Origin of the sequence: uncultured Escherichia sp., assembly GCF_948475835.1 — a bacterium.
Lineage (GTDB): Bacteria > Pseudomonadota > Gammaproteobacteria > Enterobacterales > Enterobacteriaceae > ECMA0423.
Window position 1 is genome coordinate 1 of the sequence record NZ_CAOLGM010000086.1, and the last position, 19963, is coordinate 19963.

The window sequence follows — 19963 nt, forward strand, 5'->3', positions numbered from 1 at the left end:
CATCAGGTGTTAATAATGCCTCGCTTTGCACGGCTTACCATTGCCCTTGGCTTAGCAACTGCGGTATTTCCCGTTGACGCAGAGTATTATTTTAATCCACGGTTTTTAAGCAATGATCTTGCTGAATCTGTCGATTTATCCGCCTTTACTAAGGGACGCGAGGCACCACCTGGTACATATCGGGTCGACATTTATTTGAACGATGAATTTATGACTAGTCGGGATATTACTTTTATTGCAGATGATAATAATGCAGAACTCATCCCATGCCTGAGTACAGATCTTCTTGTCAGTCTTGGTATAAAAAAATCAGCGTTATTAGACAATAAAGAACATTCGGCAGAAAAACATGTGCCGGACAACAGCGCATGCACACCACTTCAGGATCGTTTGGCCGACGCATCAACTGAGTTTGATGTTGGTCAGCAACATTTGTCACTCTCCGTTCCGCAAATTTATGTTGGCAGAATGGCTCGCGGCTATGTTTCTCCTGATCTGTGGGAAGAAGGAATAAATGCTGGGCTTCTAAACTATAGTTTTAATGGTAATTCTATTAATAATCGTAGTAACCATAATGCAGGAAAATCAAACTATGCATATTTGAATTTACAGAGTGGCATCAACATTGGTAGTTGGCGACTACGCGATAACTCAACGTGGAGTTATAACAGTGGGAGTAGCAATTCATCTGACAGCAATAAATGGCAGCATATCAATACGTCGGCTGAACGTGACATTATTCCCTTACGCTCACGGTTAACGGTAGGTGATAGTTATACCGATGGCGATATTTTTGATAGTGTGAACTTTCGTGGCCTCAAAATAAATTCAACAGAAGCGATGTTGCCCGATAGCCAACATGGTTTCGCTCCGGTGATTCATGGTATTGCCCGTGGCACCGCACAAGTGAGTGTAAAACAGAACGGATACGATGTTTATCAGACTACTGTTCCACCCGGCCCTTTTACTATTGATGATATCAACTCTGCCGCCAATGGTGGTGATCTGCAAGTAACCATAAAAGAGGCAGACGGCAGTATTCAGACATTATATGTTCCTTATTCGTCTGTTCCGGTTCTCCAACGTGCTGGATATACGCGTTATGCGCTTGCCATGGGGGAATATCGTAGTGGAAATAACCTGCAAAGCTCCCCCAAGTTCATACAAGGTAGCTTGATGCATGGACTGGAAGGAAACTGGACACCTTATGGCGGAATGCAAATTGCAGAAGATTATCAGGCCTTCAACCTTGGTATTGGTAAAGATTTAGGACTTTTTGGTGCCTTTTCTTTCGATATCACGCAGGCCAATACGACACTTGCAGATGGCACCCGTCACAGCGGGCAATCGGTTAAATCCGTCTACAGCAAATCCTTCTACCAGACAGGAACCAATATCCAGGTCGCAGGATATCGCTATTCTACGCAAGGTTTTTATAACTTATCCGACAGTGCCTACAGTCGAATGAGTGGTTACACCGTTAAGCCTCCTACCGGAGACAGCAATGAGCAGACACAATTTATTGATTATTTTAATCTGTTCTACAGTAAGCGGGGTCAGGAACAAATAAGCATCTCTCAGCAGCTTGGAAATTACGGTACGACATTTTTCAGTGCCAGTCGCCAAAGTTACTGGAACACGTCACGCAGCGACCAGCAAATATCATTTGGATTAAATGTGCCGTTTGGTGATATAACGACTTCGCTGAATTACAGCTATTCCAATAATATATGGCAAAACGATCGGGATCATTTACTCGCTTTTACGCTTAATGTTCCCTTCAGTCATTGGATGCGTACAGACAGTCAGTCGGCATTTCGTAATTCAAACGCCAGTTACAGTATGTCAAACGATTTGAAAGGCGGCATGACCAATCTATCGGGGGTTTATGGCACTCTGCTGCCGGATAATAACCTGAATTATAGCGTTCAGGTCGGTAACACCCACGGAGGTAATACATCGTCTGGCACCAGTGGTTACAGTTCTCTTAATTATCGTGGAGCTTACGGTAATACGAATGTCGGTTACAGTCGGAATGGTGACAGCAGCCAGATTTATTACGGAATGAGTGGTGGGATTATTGCTCATGCTGATGGCATCACCTTTGGACAGCCGCTGGGCGACACAATGGTTCTGGTTAAGGCTCCTGGCGCTGATAATGTCAAAATAGAGAACCAGACCGGAATTCATACCGACTGGCGTGGCTATGCAATATTACCATTTGCGACAGAATATAGAGAAAATCGTGTCGCTCTTAACGCGAATTCCCTTGCAGATAATGTTGAACTGGATGAAACCGTAGTCACTGTCATCCCAACTCACGGTGCTATTGCCAGAGCAACATTTAATGCACAAATCGGCGGGAAAGTATTAATGACGTTGAAGTACGGTAATAAAAGCGTTCCATTCGGTGCAATTGTCACTCACGGAGAGAATAAAAATGGCAGCATTGTCGCGGAAAATGGTCAGGTTTATCTGACTGGACTTCCACAGTCAGGGAAATTACAGGTTTCATGGGGCAATGATAAAAACTCAAACTGTATTGTCGATTACAAGCTTCCTGAAGTCTCTCCTGGAACCTTGCTGAACCAGCAGACAGCAATCTGTCGCTAAGGAACAATAGATTATGAAATACAATAACGTTATTTTCCTCGGTTTATGTCTGGGGTTAACCACCTATTCTGCTTTATCCGCAGATAGCGTTATTAAAATTAGCGGGCGCGTCCTCGATTATGGCTGCACAGTCTCATCGGATTCGCTTAATTTTACCGTAGATCTCCAAAAAAACAGTGCCAGACAATTTCCAACGACCGGTAGCACAAGTCCAGCCGTCCCTTTTCAGATTACGTTAAGTGAATGCAGCAAAGGGACAACGGGGGTTCGGGTTGCATTTAACGGTATTGAGGATGCAGAAAATAATACTCTGTTGAAACTGGATGAGGGAAGCAATACGGCCTCCGGTTTAGGTATAGAAATACTGGACGGAAATATGCGTCCGGTGAAACTGAATGACCTTCATGCCGGGATGCAGTGGATCCCACTGGTACCAGAACAGAACAATATTTTGCCTTACTCCGCTCGTCTGAAGTCAACTCAGAAGTCCGTCAATCCGGGACTGGTGAGGGCTTCGGCAACCTTTACCCTTGAATTTCAATAATCAGAGTCAGATATGAAAAGACTTCACAAGAGGTTCCTGTTAGCTACGTTTTGCGCGTTATTCACAGCAACTCTCCAGGCCGCCGATGTCACTATCACTGTTAATGGTCGGGTAGTCGCTAAACCCTGCACTATTCAAACCAAAGAAGCTAACGTTAATCTCGGGGATCTTTATACGCGCAATCTGCAACAACCTGGTTCTGCATCTGGCTGGCACAATATTACTTTGTCATTAACCGATTGTCCGGTTGAAACAAGTGCAGTGACGGCAATCGTGACAGGTTCAACTGACAATACGGGTTATTACAAAAATGAAGGTACTGCCGAAAATATTCAGATAGAGCTGAGGGATGACCAGGATGCGACGTTAAAAAATGGCGATAGCAAAACGGTTATTGTTGATGAGATCACTCGTAATGCACAGTTTCCACTTAAGGCAAGAGCTATCACGGTGAATGGAAACGCAAGCCAGGGAACGATCGAGGCGCTAATCAATGTGATCTACACCTGGCAATAACGTCGATTCGATTTTCTTAGCCTTCTTTTTAAATCAATTTTTTAACCTTAGGATATATCATGGGTAAAACAATCAGTATAAAGGTCCTGTTCGGTATTTATCTTCTATTAATGGCAGGTAAAGTTTTTGCCTTCAGTTGTAATGTCGATGGCGGGTCAAGTATTGGAGCTGGTACAACCTCTGTTTATGTTAATCTCGACCCTGTAATACAGCCGGGCCAGAATCTGGTTGTAGACTTGTCTCAGCATATAAGTTGCTGGAATGATTACGGCGGCTGGTACGACACTGATCATATAAACCTGGTACAAGGCTCAGCTTTCGCAGGCTCTCTACAGTCATATAAAGGATCGCTGTACTGGAATAATGTGACCTACCCCTTCCCGTTGACGACAAATACCAACGTATTGGATATTGGTGATAAGACACCGATGCCATTACCGTTAAAACTCTATATTACCCCAGTCGGGGCGGCCGGTGGAGTTGTCATAAAAGCCGGGGAAGTTATTGCCCGTATTCATATGTATAAAATTGCAACATTAGGAAGCGGAAATCCGCGTAATTTTACGTGGAATATTATTTCAAATAACAGTGTTGTTATGCCAACAGGCGGCTGCACTGTTGATAGTCGTAATGTCACCGTGGATCTCCCGGACTTTCCTGGAAGCGCAGAAATACCCCTTGGCGTATATTGCTCAAGCGAACAAAAGCTCTCATTTTATCTTTCGGGTGCCACCACTGACAGTGCCCGACAAGTGTTTGCTAACACAGCACCTGATGCAACAAAAGCATCGGGAGTGGGTGTCTCTCTGATGCGTAATGGAAAAATACTGGCTACGGGAGAAAATGTCTCCCTGGGAACAGTAAATAAAAGCAAAGTACCTCTGGGTTTAAGCGCAACCTATGGACAAACAGGAAACAAGGTTTCAGCCGGAACCGTCCAGTCAGTCATTGGTGTCACTTTTATCTATGAATAATTGTGATTTTGATCTTAGTCTATGCGCTCCATTCACGAAAATTGCGCGGATAATTATTTTGTAAAGGCTATTATCCTACACCTGTAAGAAAATCCGCGCACAATTGAAGCCAGAGTCTTATTTTTTATATTGAAAAATATGTTAATTTAAACACTATGAGAGATGATGCTTAACTTATCGTATTTAATCTATTGTTTAACGATAATAGATTAAAAATAGAAAGAGAGTAGTCCCCTACTCTTATATATCCATGTTGGCGATAATCCCTTTGTATATACTGTGCATCATCGCTATTACAAATCCTAATAATTCATTTCCACACAGGATAAGTAGATGAAGAAAAAAATTGAATCCTACCAGGGTGCTGCCGGTGGTTGGGGTGCTGTTAAATCCGTAGCGAATGCAGTACGTAAGCAGATGGATATACGCCAGGATGTTATTGCCATGTTTGACATGAATAAGCCAGAGGGCTTTGACTGTCCGGGTTGTGCATGGCCAGATCCTAAGCACAGTGCGTCATTCGACATTTGTGAAAACGGCGCAAAAGCAATCGCCTGGGAAGTCACGGATAAGCAGGTAAATGCCTCTTTCTTTGCTGAGAATACGGTTCAATCATTACTTACCTGGGGAGATCACGAGCTTGAGGCTGCGGGACGTCTCACTCAGCCTTTGAAATATGATGCTGTCAGCGACTGTTACAAGCCATTAAGCTGGCAACAAGCTTTCGACGAAATTGGCGCACGCCTTCAAAGCTATAGTGATCCCAATCAGGTTGAATTCTATACTTCGGGCCGCACTTCCAATGAAGCTGCCTTTCTTTATCAGCTTTTTGCCCGTGAATACGGGAGTAATAACTTTCCCGACTGCTCCAACATGTGCCATGAACCGACCAGTGTGGGTTTGGCAGCGAGTATCGGTGTAGGTAAAGGGACCGTGTTGCTGGAAGACTTTGAGAAGTGCGATTTAGTCATTTGCATTGGGCATAACCCTGGTACAAACCACCCTCGCATGCTGACTTCGTTGCGCGCTTTAGTGAAACGGGGAGCGAAAATGATCGCCATCAATCCTCTACAGGAACGTGGCCTGGAGCGATTTACCGCACCGCAAAACCCGTTTGAAATGCTGACGAACTCTGAGACTCAGTTGGCCAGTGCCTACTATAACGTGCGCATTGGTGGCGATATGGCGTTGCTCAAGGGGATGATGCGCCTGTTAATTGAGCGCGATGATGCTGCAAGTGCCGCAGGTCGGCCCTCATTGCTTGATGACGAATTTATTCAAACGCATACCGTCGGCTTTGACGAGCTACGCCGTGACGTTCTCAATTCCGAGTGGAAAGATATCGAACGTATTTCTGGACTAAGTCAGACACAAATCGCCGAACTGGCTGACGCATATACCGCTGCCGAACGCACCATTATCTGTTACGGAATGGGGATCACTCAGCACGAACATGGTACCCAGAATGTACAGCAACTGGTCAATTTGCTGTTGATGAAAGGTAACATTGGCAAGCCTGGTGCGGGTATCTGCCCACTACGAGGTCACTCTAATGTACAGGGCGACCGAACCGTCGGTATCACCGAGAAACCGTCTGCAGAGTTTCTGGCTCGCCTTGGTGAGCGCTATGGCTTCACCCCACCTTATGCACCTGGACATGCTGCAATTGCCAGCATGCAAGCAATATGTACGGGGCAGGCTCGAGCATTGATCTGCATGGGGGGCAACTTTGCACTGGCAATGCCAGATCGGGAAGCGAGCGCTGTACCGTTAACGCAATTAGATTTGGCGGTACACGTAGCCACTAAGCTTAACCGCTCTCATCTGCTGACCGCACGGCATAGCTATATTCTGCCGGTTCTGGGGCGTAGCGAGATTGATATGCAAAAAAGCGGTGCGCAGGCGGTAACCGTTGAGGATTCAATGTCGATGATTCATGCCTCGCGTGGCGTGTTAAAACCCGCCGGTGTAATGCTGAAATCAGAGTGTGCTGTGGTCGCGGGAATCGCCCAGGCAACACTACCCCAGAGCGTGGTAGCCTGGGAGTATCTGGTGGAAGATTATGATCGCATTCGCAATGACATTGAAGCTGTGCTGCCAGAGTTCGCCGACTATAACCAGCGCATCCGTCATCCCGGTGGTTTTCACCTGATAAATGCAGCTGCTGAAAGGCGCTGGATGACGCCGTCAGGTAAGGCTAATTTCATTACCAGCAAAGGGCTGTTAGAAGATCCCTCTTCAGCGTTTAACAGTAAGCTGGTCATGGCGACAGTACGCAGCCACGATCAGTACAACACGACGATTTATGGTATGGATGATCGCTATCGAGGGGTATTCGGTCAACGAGATGTGGTCTTTATGAGTGCTAAACAAGCTAAAATTTGCCGTGTAAAAAACGGCGAAAGAGTTAATCTTATTGCGCTTACGCCAGACGGTAAGCGCAGCTCACGCCGCATGGATAGATTAAAAGTGGTCATTTACCCTATGGCTGACCGCTCACTGGTGACCTATTTTCCAGAATCGAATCACATGCTAACTCTTGATAACCACGATCCATTAAGTGGCATTCCTGGTTATAAAAGTATTCCGGTTGAATTAGAACCATCAAATTAATTCGCCTCCTCATTTCTTCTGCTGTCATCCGCACAGCAGAAGAATTTCTCATTGACTATTATCGCGCAATTTGCTCACATGGATTAAATTAAACCACACACTATAAGATATAAACCTCTGCCTACAGCTGTAAGAAACTCCGCTCAGTACTGAAGTGCCAGTCCTATTTCCTCTTTTCTCCAGCCTGTTATATTAAGCATACTGATTAACGATTTTTAACGTTATCCGCTAAATAAACATATTTGAAATGCATGCGACCACAGTGAAAAACAAAATCACGCAAAGAGACAACTATAAAGAAATCATGTCTGTAATTGTGGTTGTCTTATTACTGACCCTTACGTTGATAGCCATTTTTTCGGCAATTGATCAGCTGGGTATTTCAGAAATGGGTCGCATTGCAAGAGATCTTACACATTTCATTATCAATAGTTTGCAAGACTGAAAATAAACAGCAAATTATAAATATGAAATGTTAAAAAAGTATCGATAAAAACTTTATTGTTTTAAGGAGATAAAATGTCGCTCGTTTGTTCTGTTATATTTATTCATCATGCCTTCAACGCTAACATTTTAGATAAAGATTACGCCTTCTCTGACGGCGAGATCCTGATGGTAGATAACGCTGTTCGTACGCATTTTGAACCTTATGAGCGGCATTTTAAAGAGATCGGATTTACTGAAAATACCATTAAAAAATATCTACAATGCACTAACATCCAGACAGTGACGGTGCCTGTTCCTGCGAAGTTTTTACGTGCTTCAAATGTACCGACTGGATTGCTTAATGAAATGATTGCTTATCTTAACTCGGAAGAACGCAATCATCATAATTTTTCAGAACTTTTGCTTTTTTCTTGCCTGTCTATTTTTGCCGCATGCAAAGGTTTCATTACACTATTAACTAACGGTGTGCTATCCGTTTCCGGAAAAGTGAGAAATATTGTCAACATGAAGCTGGCGCACCCATGGAAGCTGAAAGATATTTGTGACTGCCTGTACATCAGTGAAAGCCTGTTGAAGAAAAAACTAAAGCAAGAGCAAACGACATTCTCACAGATTCTATTAGATGCCAGAATGCAGCACGCAAAAAATTTGATACGCGTAGAAGGTTCAGTCAATAAAATTGCCGAACAATGTGGTTATGCCAGTACATCTTATTTTATTTATGCGTTCCGCAAACATTTCGGCAACAGTCCGAAGAGAGTTTCTAAGGAGTACCGTTGTCAAAGTCACACGGGTATGAATACGGGCAACACGATGAGTGCTTTAGCTATTTGATTATTTGCTAACGAGTAGTCAACCACGCACGCTACGTAAGAATTATATGGGGCAGCCATTCTCTGCCCCGCGTTGTTTTTAGGCGATATATTTATTGAAATAAATAAGTGACATCCATCACATATTTATGCACTTGCATAACCTGTTGCATGATTATTTATGATCTCAATTCGGCATTTTGTCAGTAAAATGCAATAATTTATTAAATATCAATAAATTAGTTGTTTATCGGCGAGAAATTACTTAATAGAACAGAAAGTAATGTCAACGCTTTATGGACTGTTATTTCCCTTTTTTTAGCTAAATCTGCTATCTCTTTATGTGACTAACTTCACTTACATCCACTTATTTCTCTTCGTAAAATTACTTCGGAATTAAGTACAATAAGAAGAGGAACATTTATGAAGTCTGCATTAAAGAAAAGTGTCGTAAGTACCTCGATATCTTTGATACTGGCATCTGGTATGGCTGCATTTGCTGCTCATGCGGCAGATGATGTAAAGCTGAAAGCAACCAAAACAAACGTTGCTTTCTCAGACTTTACGCCGACTGAATACAGTACCAAAGGAAAGCCAAATATTATCGTACTAACCATGGATGATCTTGGTTATGGACAACTTCCTTTTGATAAGGGATCTTTTGACCCAAAAACAATGGAAAATCGTGAAGTTGTCGATACCTACAAAATAGGGATAGATAAAGCCATTGAAGCTGCACAAAAATCAACGCCGACGCTCCTTTCATTAATGGATGAAGGCGTACGGTTTACTAACGGCTATGTGGCACACGGTGTTTCCGGCCCCTCCCGTGCCGCAATAATGACCGGTCGAGCTCCCGCCCGCTTTGGTGTCTATTCCAATACCGATGCTCAGGATGGTATTCCGCTAACAGAAACTTTCTTGCCTGAATTATTCCAGAATCATGGTTATTACACTGCAGCAGTAGGTAAATGGCACTTGTCAAAAATCAGTAATGTGCCGGTACCGGAAGATAAACAAACGCGTGACTATCATGACAACTTCACCACATTTTCTGCGGAAGAATGGCAACCTCAAAACCGTGGCTTTGATTACTTTATGGGATTCCACGCTGCAGGAACGGCATATTACAACTCCCCTTCACTGTTCAAAAATCGTGAACGTGTCCCCGCAAAAGGTTATATCAGCGATCAGTTAACCGATGAGGCAATTGGCGTTGTTGATCGTGCCAAAACACTTGACCAGCCTTTTATGCTTTACCTGGCTTATAATGCTCCGCACCTGCCAAATGATAATCCTGCACCGGATCAATATCAGAAGCAATTTAATACCGGTAGTCAAACAGCAGATAACTACTACGCTTCCGTTTATTCTGTTGATCAGGGTGTAAAACGCATTCTCGAACAACTGAAGAAAAACGGACAGTATGACAATACAATTATTCTCTTTACCTCCGATAATGGTGCGGTTATCGATGGTCCTCTGCCGCTGAACGGGGCGCAAAAAGGCTATAAGAGTCAGACCTATCCTGGCGGTACTCACACCCCAATGTTTATGTGGTGGAAAGGAAAACTTCAACCCGGTAATTATGACAAGCTGATTTCCGCAATGGATTTCTACCCGACAGCTCTTGATGCAGCCGATATCAGCATTCCAAAAGACCTTAAGCTGGATGGCGTTTCCTTGCTGCCCTGGTTGCAAGATAAGAAACAAGGCGAGCCACATAAAAATCTGACCTGGATAACCTCTTATTCTCACTGGTTTGACGAGGAAAATATTCCATTCTGGGATAATTACCACAAATTTGTTCGCCATCAGTCAGACGATTACCCGCATAACCCCAACACTGAGGACTTAAGCCAATTCTCTTATACGGTGAGAAATAACGATTATTCGCTTGTCTATACAGTAGAAAACAATCAGTTAGGTCTCTACAAACTGACGGATCTACAGCAAAAAGATAACCTTGCCGCCGCCAATCCGCAGGTCGTTAAAGAGATGCAAGGCGTGGTAAGAGAGTTTATCGACAGCAGCCAGCCACCGCTTAGCGAAGTAAATCAGGAGAAGTTTAACAATATCAAGAAAGCACTAAGCGAAGCGAAATAACTAAACCTTCATGCGGCGGAATTTTCCGCCGCCTTATTGAGCGAGATAGCGATGCACGTTACAGCCAAGCCCTCCAGTTTTCAATGTAATCTCAAATGTGATTACTGTTTTTACCTTGAAAAAGAGTCGCAGTTTACTCATGAAAAATGGATGGATGACAGCACTCTGAAAGAGTTCATCAAACAATATATCGCAGCGTCTGGCAATCAGGTCTATTTTACCTGGCAAGGCGGTGAACCCACTCTGGCTGGCCTGGATTTTTTCCGTAAAGTTATTCACTATCAACAACGCTATGCAGGCCAAAAACGTATTTTTAATGCATTACAAACGAATGGCATTTTATTGAATAATGAATGGTGTGCTTTTCTCAAAGAACATGAGTTTCTGGTTGGTATCTCGATCGATGGCCCCCAGGAGCTACATGACCGTTACAGACGCAGTAATTCAGGTAACGGTACTTTTGCAAAAGTGATAGCAGCCATCGAGCGTCTGAAATCATATCAAGTTGAGTTTAATACGTTAACCGTCATTAATAACGTTAATGTCCATTACCCTCTTGAGGTTTATCATTTTTTAAAATCTATCGGCAGTAAACATATGCAATTTATCGAATTGCTCGAAACCGGGACGCCGAATATTGATTTCAGTGGTCATAGTGAGAACACATTCCGTATCATTGATTTTTCTGTGCCTCCCACGGCTTATGGCAAGTTTATGTCAACCATTTTTATGCAATGGGTTAAAAACGATGTGGGTGAAATTTTCATTCGTCAGTTTGAAAGCTTTGTCAGCCGTTTTTTGGGGAATGGGCATACAAGTTGTATTTTCCAGGAGTCCTGCAAGGATAATCTGGTTGTTGAAAGTAATGGAGACATTTACGAATGCGACCATTTTGTCTATCCACAGTACAAAATTGGAAACATTAATAAATCTGAACTCAAAACGATGAACAGTGTACAACTGACAGCGCAAAAAAAACGGATTTCAGCGAAATGTCAGCAATGTGCATATAAACCTATCTGCAATGGCGGTTGTCCTAAGCATCGTATTACTAAAGTAAACAATGAGACTGTTTCTTATTTTTGCGAAGGTTATAAAATCCTTTTTTCAACCATGGTACCTTATATGAACGCCATGGTGGAGTTAGCTAAGAACAGAGTACCGCTTTACCACATTATGGATGTTGCAAAACAAATGGAGAATAATTAATAACGCTCTCTTTTAACTCCATTCTTAGCCTCCTTCTTATGACCTTAACAAGGCACCCGACATAAATTCCTGTCGGGTGTTTCGTCATCATCATCTTCCCTTGCGAAAATCCTGGCTTACGTGGTATGCGTCAGGGCATTAGCAATACCCTTGATTATCAATAGCATAACCATAACCACTGAAAATGAAATATTCCTTTATATTTCATATTGTTAAATGATACTTAAATAAATTTCATCAGTAAATCATTGCCATAGATAATCATTGGATGGCACAATCAATTTTCGCTAATGATAACCATTCCCATTACGTTTTGTATGTTGATAGCAAAGTATCTCTGTCTGCTGAAGCCCTTTTGGCTGCGTAAGAATAATAAAACTTCAGTGTTGTTAATCATTATTATCCTCGCCATGATCCTTGGCGTGGTTAAAATTCAGGTCTGGTTAAACGACTGGAATAATGATTTTTTCAATGCGCTAAGCCAGAAAGAAACCGATAAGCTTTGGCAGCTTGTCCTTTGGTTCCCTGCCCTGCTGGGGATCTTTGTATTAATATCCGTAAACAAAACATGGTTAATTAAACTACTGACTATTCGCTGGCGCGAATGGTTAACAGATTACTACCTTAATCGGTGGTTTGCAGATAAAAACTACTACTTCACGCAGATCTACGGCGAGCATAAAAATACAGATAACCCTGACCAACGTATCGCTGAAGACATTCTCTTACTGATCAGCAAAACGCTCAGCCTTTCATTTGGCTTCATCCAGTCACTTAGCATGCTGATCACCTTTACCGTTATTCTTTGGCAAAGCGCGGGTACGCTCTCATTCACTGTTGGTGGAACAGAATGGAATATCCAGGGGTATATGGTCTATACCGTTGTGCTCATTGTGATCGGTGGAACTTTATTTACCCATAAGGTTGGTAAACGTATTCGTCCGCTTAATGTGGAAAAACAACGTAGCGAAGCGACATTTCGAACAAATCTTGTGCAGCATAATAAGCAGGCAGAACTGATTGCGCTAAGCAATGCTGAGTCTCTACAACGCCAGGAGTTGCGCGACAATTTTCATACCATTAAAGAGAACTGGCATCGTTTAATGAATCGTCAGCGGTGGCTTGATTACTGGCAAAATATTTATTCGCGCTCGCTTAGCGTTCTTCCCTACTTTCTGTTATTGCCGCAGTTTATTAGCGGGCAGATCAATCTGGGCGGACTGATGAAATCGCGCCAGGCATTTATGCTAGTATCGAACAATTTAAGCTGGTTTATTTATAAATATGACGAACTTGCTGAACTGGCTGCGGTTATCGATCGCTTGTATGAGTTCCATCAACTCACTGAACAGCGCCCTACGAATAAGCCTAAAAATTGCCAACATGCGGTACAAGTGGCTAATGCGAGTATTCGTACGCCTGATAATAAGATCATATTAGAGAACTTGAACTTTCATGTTTCGCCAGGCAAATGGCTATTACTGAAAGGCTACTCTGGTGCGGGAAAAACCACACTGCTTAAAACATTATCCCACTGCTGGCCGTGGTTTAAAGGTGATATTTCTTCTCCTGCTAACAGTTGGTATGTGTCACAAACACCGTTAATCAAAAGCGGCTTACTGAAAGAGATTATTTGTAAAGCACTTCCCCTGCCCGTAGACGATAAATCGTTGAGCGAAGTACTGCATCAGGTTGGTCTGGGGAAATTGGCTGCGCGTATTCATGAGCACGATCGCTGGGGAGATATTCTTTCCAGCGGCGAAAAACAACGTATCGCCCTGGCACGATTAATTTTACGACGTCCGAAATGGATATTTCTTGACGAAACTACCTCTCATCTTGAGGAACAAGAGGCTATACGCTTACTGCGTTTAGTGCGTGAAAAACTACCCACAAGCGGCGTCATTATGGTTACACATCAACCCGGTGTCTGGAACCTGGCTGATGATATTTGTGACATTAGCACGGTTTTATAACAACAATAAAAGCCCTGCTGTACGGAGATATAAATAAATGAAGCGAGTTCTTATTCCTGGCGTCATTTTATGTGGCGCTGATGTGGCGCAGGCCGTCGATGACAAAAACATGTACATGCATTTTTTTGAAGAGATGACGGTCTATGCTCCTGTCCCTGTACCCGTAAACGGCAACACGCATTACACCAGTGAAAGCATCGAGCGTTTACCGACCGGGAATGGCAATATCAGCGATCTGCTGAGAACCAACCCTGCGGTACGCATGGATTCAACGCAAAGTACCTCGTTGAACCAGGGAGATATTCGCCCTGAGAAAATCTCTATTCACGGTGCGTCGCCCTACCAGAATGCCTATTTGATTGACGGTATTAGTGCAACTAATAACCTGAACCCAGCGAATGAGTCCGATGCCAGTAGTGCAACCAATATTAGCGGGATGTCACAGGGGTATTATCTTGATGTCAGCTTACTGGACAATGTGACGCTTTATGACAGTTTTGTGCCGGTTGAATTTGGTCGCTTCAATGGCGGGGTAATTGATGCAAAGATCAAACGCTTCAACGCTGATGATAGCAAGGTTAAATTGGGTTATCGCACTACGCGTTCGGACTGGTTAACATCGCATATCGATGAGAATAACAAGAGCGCATTTAATCAAGGCTCTTCAGGAAGTACTTATTACTCCCCAGATTTTAAAAAGAACTTTTATACCTTGTCGTTTAATCAGGAACTCGCTGATAACTTCGGCGTTACCGCCGGTTTATCGCGCCGCCAGTCTGATATCACCCGCGCGGATTATGTTTCGAATGACGGCATTGTCGCCGGTCGGGCACAGTATAAAAACGTTATCGATACTGCATTGAGCAAATTTACCTGGTTTGCCAGCGACCGCTTTACCCACGATTTAACCTTAAAATATACCGGCTCCAGCCGTGATTATAATACCAGCACCTTCCCGCAGTCTGATCGCGAAATGGGTAATAAATCCTACGGTCTGGCATGGGATATGGATACGCAGCTCGCATGGGCCAAACTGCGTACCACCGTTGGTTGGGATCATATTAGTGATTATACCCGTCACGATCATGACATCTGGTACACCGAACTTTCATGTACATATGGTGATATTACAGGGCGTTGCACCCGTGGCGGATTAGGACACATTTCCCAGGCTGTAGATAATTACACCTTCAAAACACGCCTGGACTGGCAAAAATTCGCCGTGGGTAATGTTTCGCATCAACCCTACTTCGGCGCGGAATACATCTATTCCGATGCGTGGACTGAACGCCATAACCAGTCTGAATCCTATGTGATTAATGCTGCAGGAAAGAAAACTAACCATACCATTTACCATAAAGGTAAAGGCAGCCTGGGAATTGACAACTACACGCTGTATATGGCGGATCACATTAGCTGGCGGAATGTGTCGTTAATGCCCGGTGTGCGTTACGACTATGACAACTATCTGTCAAACCACAATATCTCCCCGCGCTTTATGACGGAATGGGATATTTTTGCTAATCAAACCTCAATGATTACCGCCGGTTATAACCGTTACTATGGCGGGAATATTCTTGATATGGGATTACGTGATATCCGCAATAGCTGGACGGAATCGGTATCAGGTAATAAAACCCTGACGCGTTATCAGAATTTGAAAACGCCTTATAACGATGAACTGGCAATGGGATTGCAGCAAAAAATCGGTAAGAACGTTATTGCACGCGCAAACTATGTTTACCGTGAAGCGCATGATCAAATCAGCAAAAGCAGTCGTACCGACAGCGCGACTAAAACCACCATTACTGAATATAACAACGATGGCAAAACCAAAACGCATTCGTTCAGCCTCAGTTTTGAACTGGCCGAACCCCTGCATATCCGCCAGGTAGATATTAACCCACAAATTGTCTTTAGCTATATCAAGAGCAAGGGCAACTTGTCGTTAAACAATGGTTATGAGGAGAGCAATACCGGTGATAACCAGGTGGTTTATAACGGTAATCTGGTCTCTTACGATAGCGTTCCAGTGGCAGATTTTAATAACCCATTAAAGATCTCCTTAAACATGGATTTCACGCATCAACCGAGCGGGTTGGTGTGGGCGAATACGCTGGCCTGGCAAGAAGCGCGTAAAGCTCGCATTATCCTTGGTAAGACGAATGCGCAATACATCAGCGAATATTCAGATTACAAGCAGTATGTTGACGAAAAACTGGATAGCAGCCTGACCTGGGACACCCGCTTGTCCTGGACGCCACAATTTCTGAAACAACAAAACCTGACGATCAGTGCCGATATTCTCAATGTACTGGATAGCAAAACCGCTGTTGATACAACGAATACCGGTGTGGCGACCTACGCCAGTGGCCGTACTTTCTGGCTTGATGTCAGCATGAAATTTTAATAGTTCGGATTTTACTTAACCGGGTAAATTCGCCCGGTTTTCGCATGGAGATAATTATGAGAAACTTCTGTTTCTTACTGACGTTAGTGGCAACTCTGTTGCTCCCCGGGCGGCTGATTGCCGCCGCCTTACCGCAGGATGAAAAGTTAATTACCGGACAACTGGACAATGGCTTGCGATATATGATTTATCCGCATGCTCATCCAAAGGATCAGGTAAATTTATGGCTGCAAATTCATACCGGTTCATTGCAGGAAGAGGACAATGAGCGCGGCGTGGCTCATTTTGTAGAACATATGATGTTTAACGGCACAAAAACATGGCCGGGTAATAAAGTCATCGAAACATTTGAGTCGATGGGTCTGCGCTTTGGTCGCGATGTTAATGCCTATACCAGCTATGACGAAACGGTGTATCAGGTGAGTTTGCCGACTACGCAGAAACAAAATCTGCAACAAGTGATGGCAATATTCAGTGAATGGGGTAATGCCGCAACCTTTGAAAAACTCGAAGTAGACGCTGAACGTGGCGTAATTACTGAGGAATGGCGTGCCCATCAGGATGCGAAATGGCGCACCTCTCAGGCGCGCCGCCCTTTCCTGCTGGCTAATACCCGTAATTTAGACCGTGAACCTATCGGCCTGATGGATACTGTCGCCACGGTCACACCGGCACAATTGCGCCAATTTTATCAACGCTGGTATCAACCAAATAATATGACCTTTATCGTGGTCGGCGATATCGACAGTAAAGAAGCGCTGGCGCTGATTAAGGATAATTTAAGTAAGCTTCCGGCTAACAAAGCAGCTGAAAATCGCGTCTGGCCGACAAAAGCCGAAAATCACCTGCGCTTTAATATCATTAATGATAAAGAAAACCGGGTGAACGGCATCGCACTCTATTATCGCCTGCCAATGGTACAAGTGAACGATGAGCAAAGCTTTGTCGAACAAGCTGAATGGAGCATGTTAGTTCAGCTGTTCAATCAACGTCTGCAGGAACGCATACAGTCGGGCGAGTTGAAGACTATTTCTGGCGGCACTGCGCGCAGCGTTAAAATTGCACCCGATTATCAGTCGCTGTTTTTCCGTGTAAATGCACGAGACGATAATATGCAGGATGCTGCGAATGCATTAATGGCAGAGTTGGCAACCATTGATCAGCATGGTTTTTCTGCTGAAGAACTCGATGATGTCAAATCTACCCGCCTCACCTGGCTGAAAAATGCGGTTGATCAGCAAGCTGAACGTGATTTACGTATGCTGACCAGTCGCCTGGCATCCAGCTCATTAAATAATACGCCGTTCTTGTCGCCGGAAGAGACATATCAACTTTCGAAACGTCTGTGGCAGCAAATTACCGTGCAAAGTCTGGCGGAAAAATGGCAGCAGTTAAGAAAGAACCAGGACGCATTTTGGGAGCAAATGGTAAACAATGAGCTTGCCGCCAAAAAAGCATTGTCTCCTGCGGCTATCCTGGCGCTGGAAAAAGAGTACGCCAACAAAAAGCTGGCGGCTTACATCTTCCCAGGCAGAAATTTATCGTTAACAGTAGACGCTGACCCACAGGCGGAAATTAGCAGCAAAGAAACGCTGGCTGAGAATCTGACATCATTAACACTTTCCAATGGTGCCAGGGTTATTCTGGCAAAATCCGCGGGTGAAGAGCAAAAGCTACAAATTACTGCCGTATCGAATAAAGGCGATTTAAGTTTCCCTGCGCAGCAAAAATCACTTATCGCGCTGGCAAATAAAGCAGTAAGCGGAAGCGGCGTTGGTGAGCTCTCCTCTTCCAGCCTGAAACGCTGGAGTGCGGAAAATTCGGTAACCATGAGCAGTAAAGTCAGTGGCATGAATACGTTGCTCTCCGTTAGCGCGCGGACTAATAACCCTGAACCTGGTTTTCAGTTGATTAACCAGCGAATCACCCACAGCACGATTAACGACAATATTTGGGCATCGCTACAAAATGCTCAAATTCAGGCGTTGAAAACGCTCGACCAGCGTCCAGCGGAGAAATTCGCCCAGCAGATGTATGAGACGCGCTATGCTGATGACCGCACGAAATTACTGCAAGAAAATCAGATTGTACAGTTTACTGCCGCAGATGCGCTGGCTGCCGATCGCCAGTTGTTTTCATCTCCAGCGGATATCACGTTTGTCATTGTCGGTAATGTCTCAGAAGACAAACTCGTGGCGTTAATTACGCGTTACTTAGGATCAATCAAACACTCTGATTCGCCATTAGCCGCAGGTAAACCATTAACTCGCGCGACGGACAACGCATCGGTTACTGTAAAAGAACAAAATGAACCTGTGGCACAGGTTTCACAGTGGAAGCGTTATGATTCCCGGACACCTGTTAATCTGGCGACGCGTATGGCGCTCGATGCTTTTAACGTCGCACTGGCAAAAGATCTACGTGTTAATATTCGTGAACAGGCATCTGGAGCATACAGCGTTTCTTCTCGCCTCTCGGTTGATCCTCAGGCCAAAGATATCAGTCATTTGCTGGCTTTTACTTGTCAACCAGAACGACATGATGAACTGTTAACGTTAGCGAATGAAGTGATGGTTAAGCGTCTGGCTAAAGGGATCAGTGAGCAAGAACTGAATGAATACCAGCAAAACGTTCAGCGCAGCCTCGATATCCAACAGCGTAGCGTTCAACAATTAGCGAACACTATTGTAAATAGTCTTATTCAATATGACGATCCTGCAGCATGGACTGAGCAGGAGCAATTGTTGAAACAAATGACGGTAGAGAATGTTAACACTGCCGTTAAACAATATCTTTCTCATCCGGTAAATACTTATACCGGAGTATTATTGCCAAAATAATAACAGCCCCGTCAACACATCGTTGGCGGGGATTTTAGCAATATTCGCTATTTTTATGTAATAATTTTATAAATGCGTTCAAAATAATAATCAAGTACTAATAGTGATATTTTAAGGTCTGATTTTTACGTGATAATTCAGGAGACACAGAATGCGCATAAAAATAACAGCATAAAACACCTTACCACCACCCAAGAATTTCATATTGTATTGTTTTTCAATGAAAAAATATTATTCGCGTAATATCTCACGATAAATAACATTAGGATTTTGTTATTTAAACACGAGTCCTTTGCACTTGCTTACTTTATCGATAAATCCTACTTTTTTAATGCGATCCAATCATTTTAAGGAGTTTAAAATGGATAAGAAGCAAGTAACGGATTTAAGGTCGGAACTACTCGATTCACGTTTTGGTGCGAAGTCTATTTCCACTATCGCAGAATCAAAACGATTTCCGCTGCACGAAATGCGCGATGATGTCGCATTCCAGATTATCAATGATGAATTATATCTTGATGGCAACGCTCGTCAGAACCTGGCCACTTTCTGCCAGACCTGGGACGACGAAAACGTCCATAAATTGATGGATTTGTCGATTAACAAAAACTGGATCGACAAAGAAGAATATCCGCAATCCGCAGCCATCGACCTACGTTGCGTAAATATGGTTGCCGATCTGTGGCATGCGCCTGCGCCGAAAAATGGTCAGGCCGTTGGCACCAACACCATTGGTTCTTCCGAGGCCTGTATGCTTGGCGGGATGGCGATGAAATGGCGTTGGCGCAAGCGTATGGAAGCTGCAGGCAAACCAACGGATAAACCAAACCTGGTGTGCGGTCCGGTACAAATCTGCTGGCATAAATTCGCCCGCTACTGGGATGTGGAGCTGCGTGAGATCCC

14 protein-coding genes are annotated in these 19963 nt (G+C 43.9%); 13 read left to right on the forward strand and 1 reads right to left on the reverse strand.

All coding sequences use genetic code 11. From position 1 onward, the window contains the following. The 9 genes from QZF50_RS16190 to QZF50_RS16230 all read left to right on the forward strand — a co-directional run. On the forward strand, window positions 1-2613 hold a 2613-nt coding region (locus QZF50_RS16190; RefSeq protein WP_290388912.1), incomplete at its 5' end, for a fimbria/pilus outer membrane usher protein. Between the two features lie 13 nt (window positions 2614-2626). Continuing rightward, complete coding sequence (locus QZF50_RS16195; RefSeq protein ID WP_000876784.1) at window positions 2627-3157, forward strand: fimbrial protein; 531 nt, start codon at window positions 2627-2629, stop codon at window positions 3155-3157. Window positions 3158-3169: 12 nt separating this feature from the next. Then, window positions 3170-3673 carry a fimbrial protein gene (locus QZF50_RS16200; RefSeq protein WP_000825458.1) on the forward strand — a complete coding sequence of 168 codons (504 nt, stop codon included), beginning with the start codon at window positions 3170-3172 and terminating at the stop codon, window positions 3671-3673. A gap of 59 nt (window positions 3674-3732) precedes the next feature. Next, on the forward strand, window positions 3733-4647 hold the full coding sequence (locus tag QZF50_RS16205) for a fimbrial protein (protein ID WP_000520679.1): 915 nt from the start codon (window positions 3733-3735) through the stop codon (window positions 4645-4647). A gap of 333 nt (window positions 4648-4980) precedes the next feature. Continuing rightward, window positions 4981-7260, forward strand: a complete 2280-nt coding sequence (ydeP, locus tag QZF50_RS16210; RefSeq protein WP_001471537.1) for an acid resistance putative oxidoreductase YdeP — start codon at window positions 4981-4983, stop codon at window positions 7258-7260. Window positions 7261-7507: 247 nt separating this feature from the next. After that, a complete protein-coding gene (gene safA, locus QZF50_RS16215; RefSeq protein WP_000543389.1) occupies window positions 7508-7705 on the forward strand; it encodes a two-component system connector SafA in 198 nt (65 codons plus the stop codon). Window positions 7706-7779: 74 nt separating this feature from the next. Then, entirely contained in the window at window positions 7780-8541 is a 762-nt protein-coding gene (gene ydeO / locus QZF50_RS16220; protein ID WP_000060493.1) for an acid stress response transcriptional regulator YdeO, read from the forward strand. Between the two features lie 401 nt (window positions 8542-8942). Continuing rightward, window positions 8943-10625, forward strand: a complete 1683-nt coding sequence (locus QZF50_RS16225; protein ID WP_001295684.1) for a sulfatase — start codon at window positions 8943-8945, stop codon at window positions 10623-10625. Between the two features lie 51 nt (window positions 10626-10676). After that, window positions 10677-11834: an anaerobic sulfatase maturase gene (locus tag QZF50_RS16230; protein WP_001299007.1), complete on the forward strand. Its 1158-nt coding sequence runs from the start codon at window positions 10677-10679 to the stop codon at window positions 11832-11834. Here the strand turns inward: QZF50_RS16230 and QZF50_RS16235 are convergent. Continuing rightward, the gene (locus QZF50_RS16235; RefSeq protein ID WP_120795387.1) at window positions 11800-11922 is read right to left on the reverse strand and encodes a protein YneP; all 123 of its coding nucleotides are present in this window, start codon (window positions 11920-11922) and stop codon (window positions 11800-11802) included. The two genes, QZF50_RS16230 and QZF50_RS16235, sit on opposite strands and share 35 nt — an antisense overlap. A gap of 202 nt (window positions 11923-12124) precedes the next feature. Here QZF50_RS16235 and QZF50_RS16240 point away from each other — a divergent pair, with 202 nt between their 5' ends. The 4 genes from QZF50_RS16240 to QZF50_RS16255 form a co-directional block, all read left to right on the forward strand. Then, window positions 12125-13810 carry an ABC transporter ATP-binding protein/permease gene (locus QZF50_RS16240; RefSeq protein WP_001471536.1) on the forward strand — a complete coding sequence of 562 codons (1686 nt, stop codon included), beginning with the start codon at window positions 12125-12127 and terminating at the stop codon, window positions 13808-13810. A gap of 37 nt (window positions 13811-13847) precedes the next feature. Then, the gene (locus tag QZF50_RS16245; RefSeq protein ID WP_000832441.1) at window positions 13848-16220 is read left to right on the forward strand and encodes a TonB-dependent receptor plug domain-containing protein; all 2373 of its coding nucleotides are present in this window, start codon (window positions 13848-13850) and stop codon (window positions 16218-16220) included. A 56-nt stretch (window positions 16221-16276) separates the two neighbouring features. Further along, complete coding sequence (locus QZF50_RS16250) at window positions 16277-19060, forward strand: M16 family metallopeptidase (protein ID WP_032194779.1); 2784 nt, start codon at window positions 16277-16279, stop codon at window positions 19058-19060. A gap of 361 nt (window positions 19061-19421) precedes the next feature. Continuing rightward, window positions 19422-19963, forward strand: a 542-nt coding sequence (locus QZF50_RS16255; protein WP_000358900.1) for a pyridoxal-dependent decarboxylase, incomplete at its 3' end; no start/stop codon positions are given.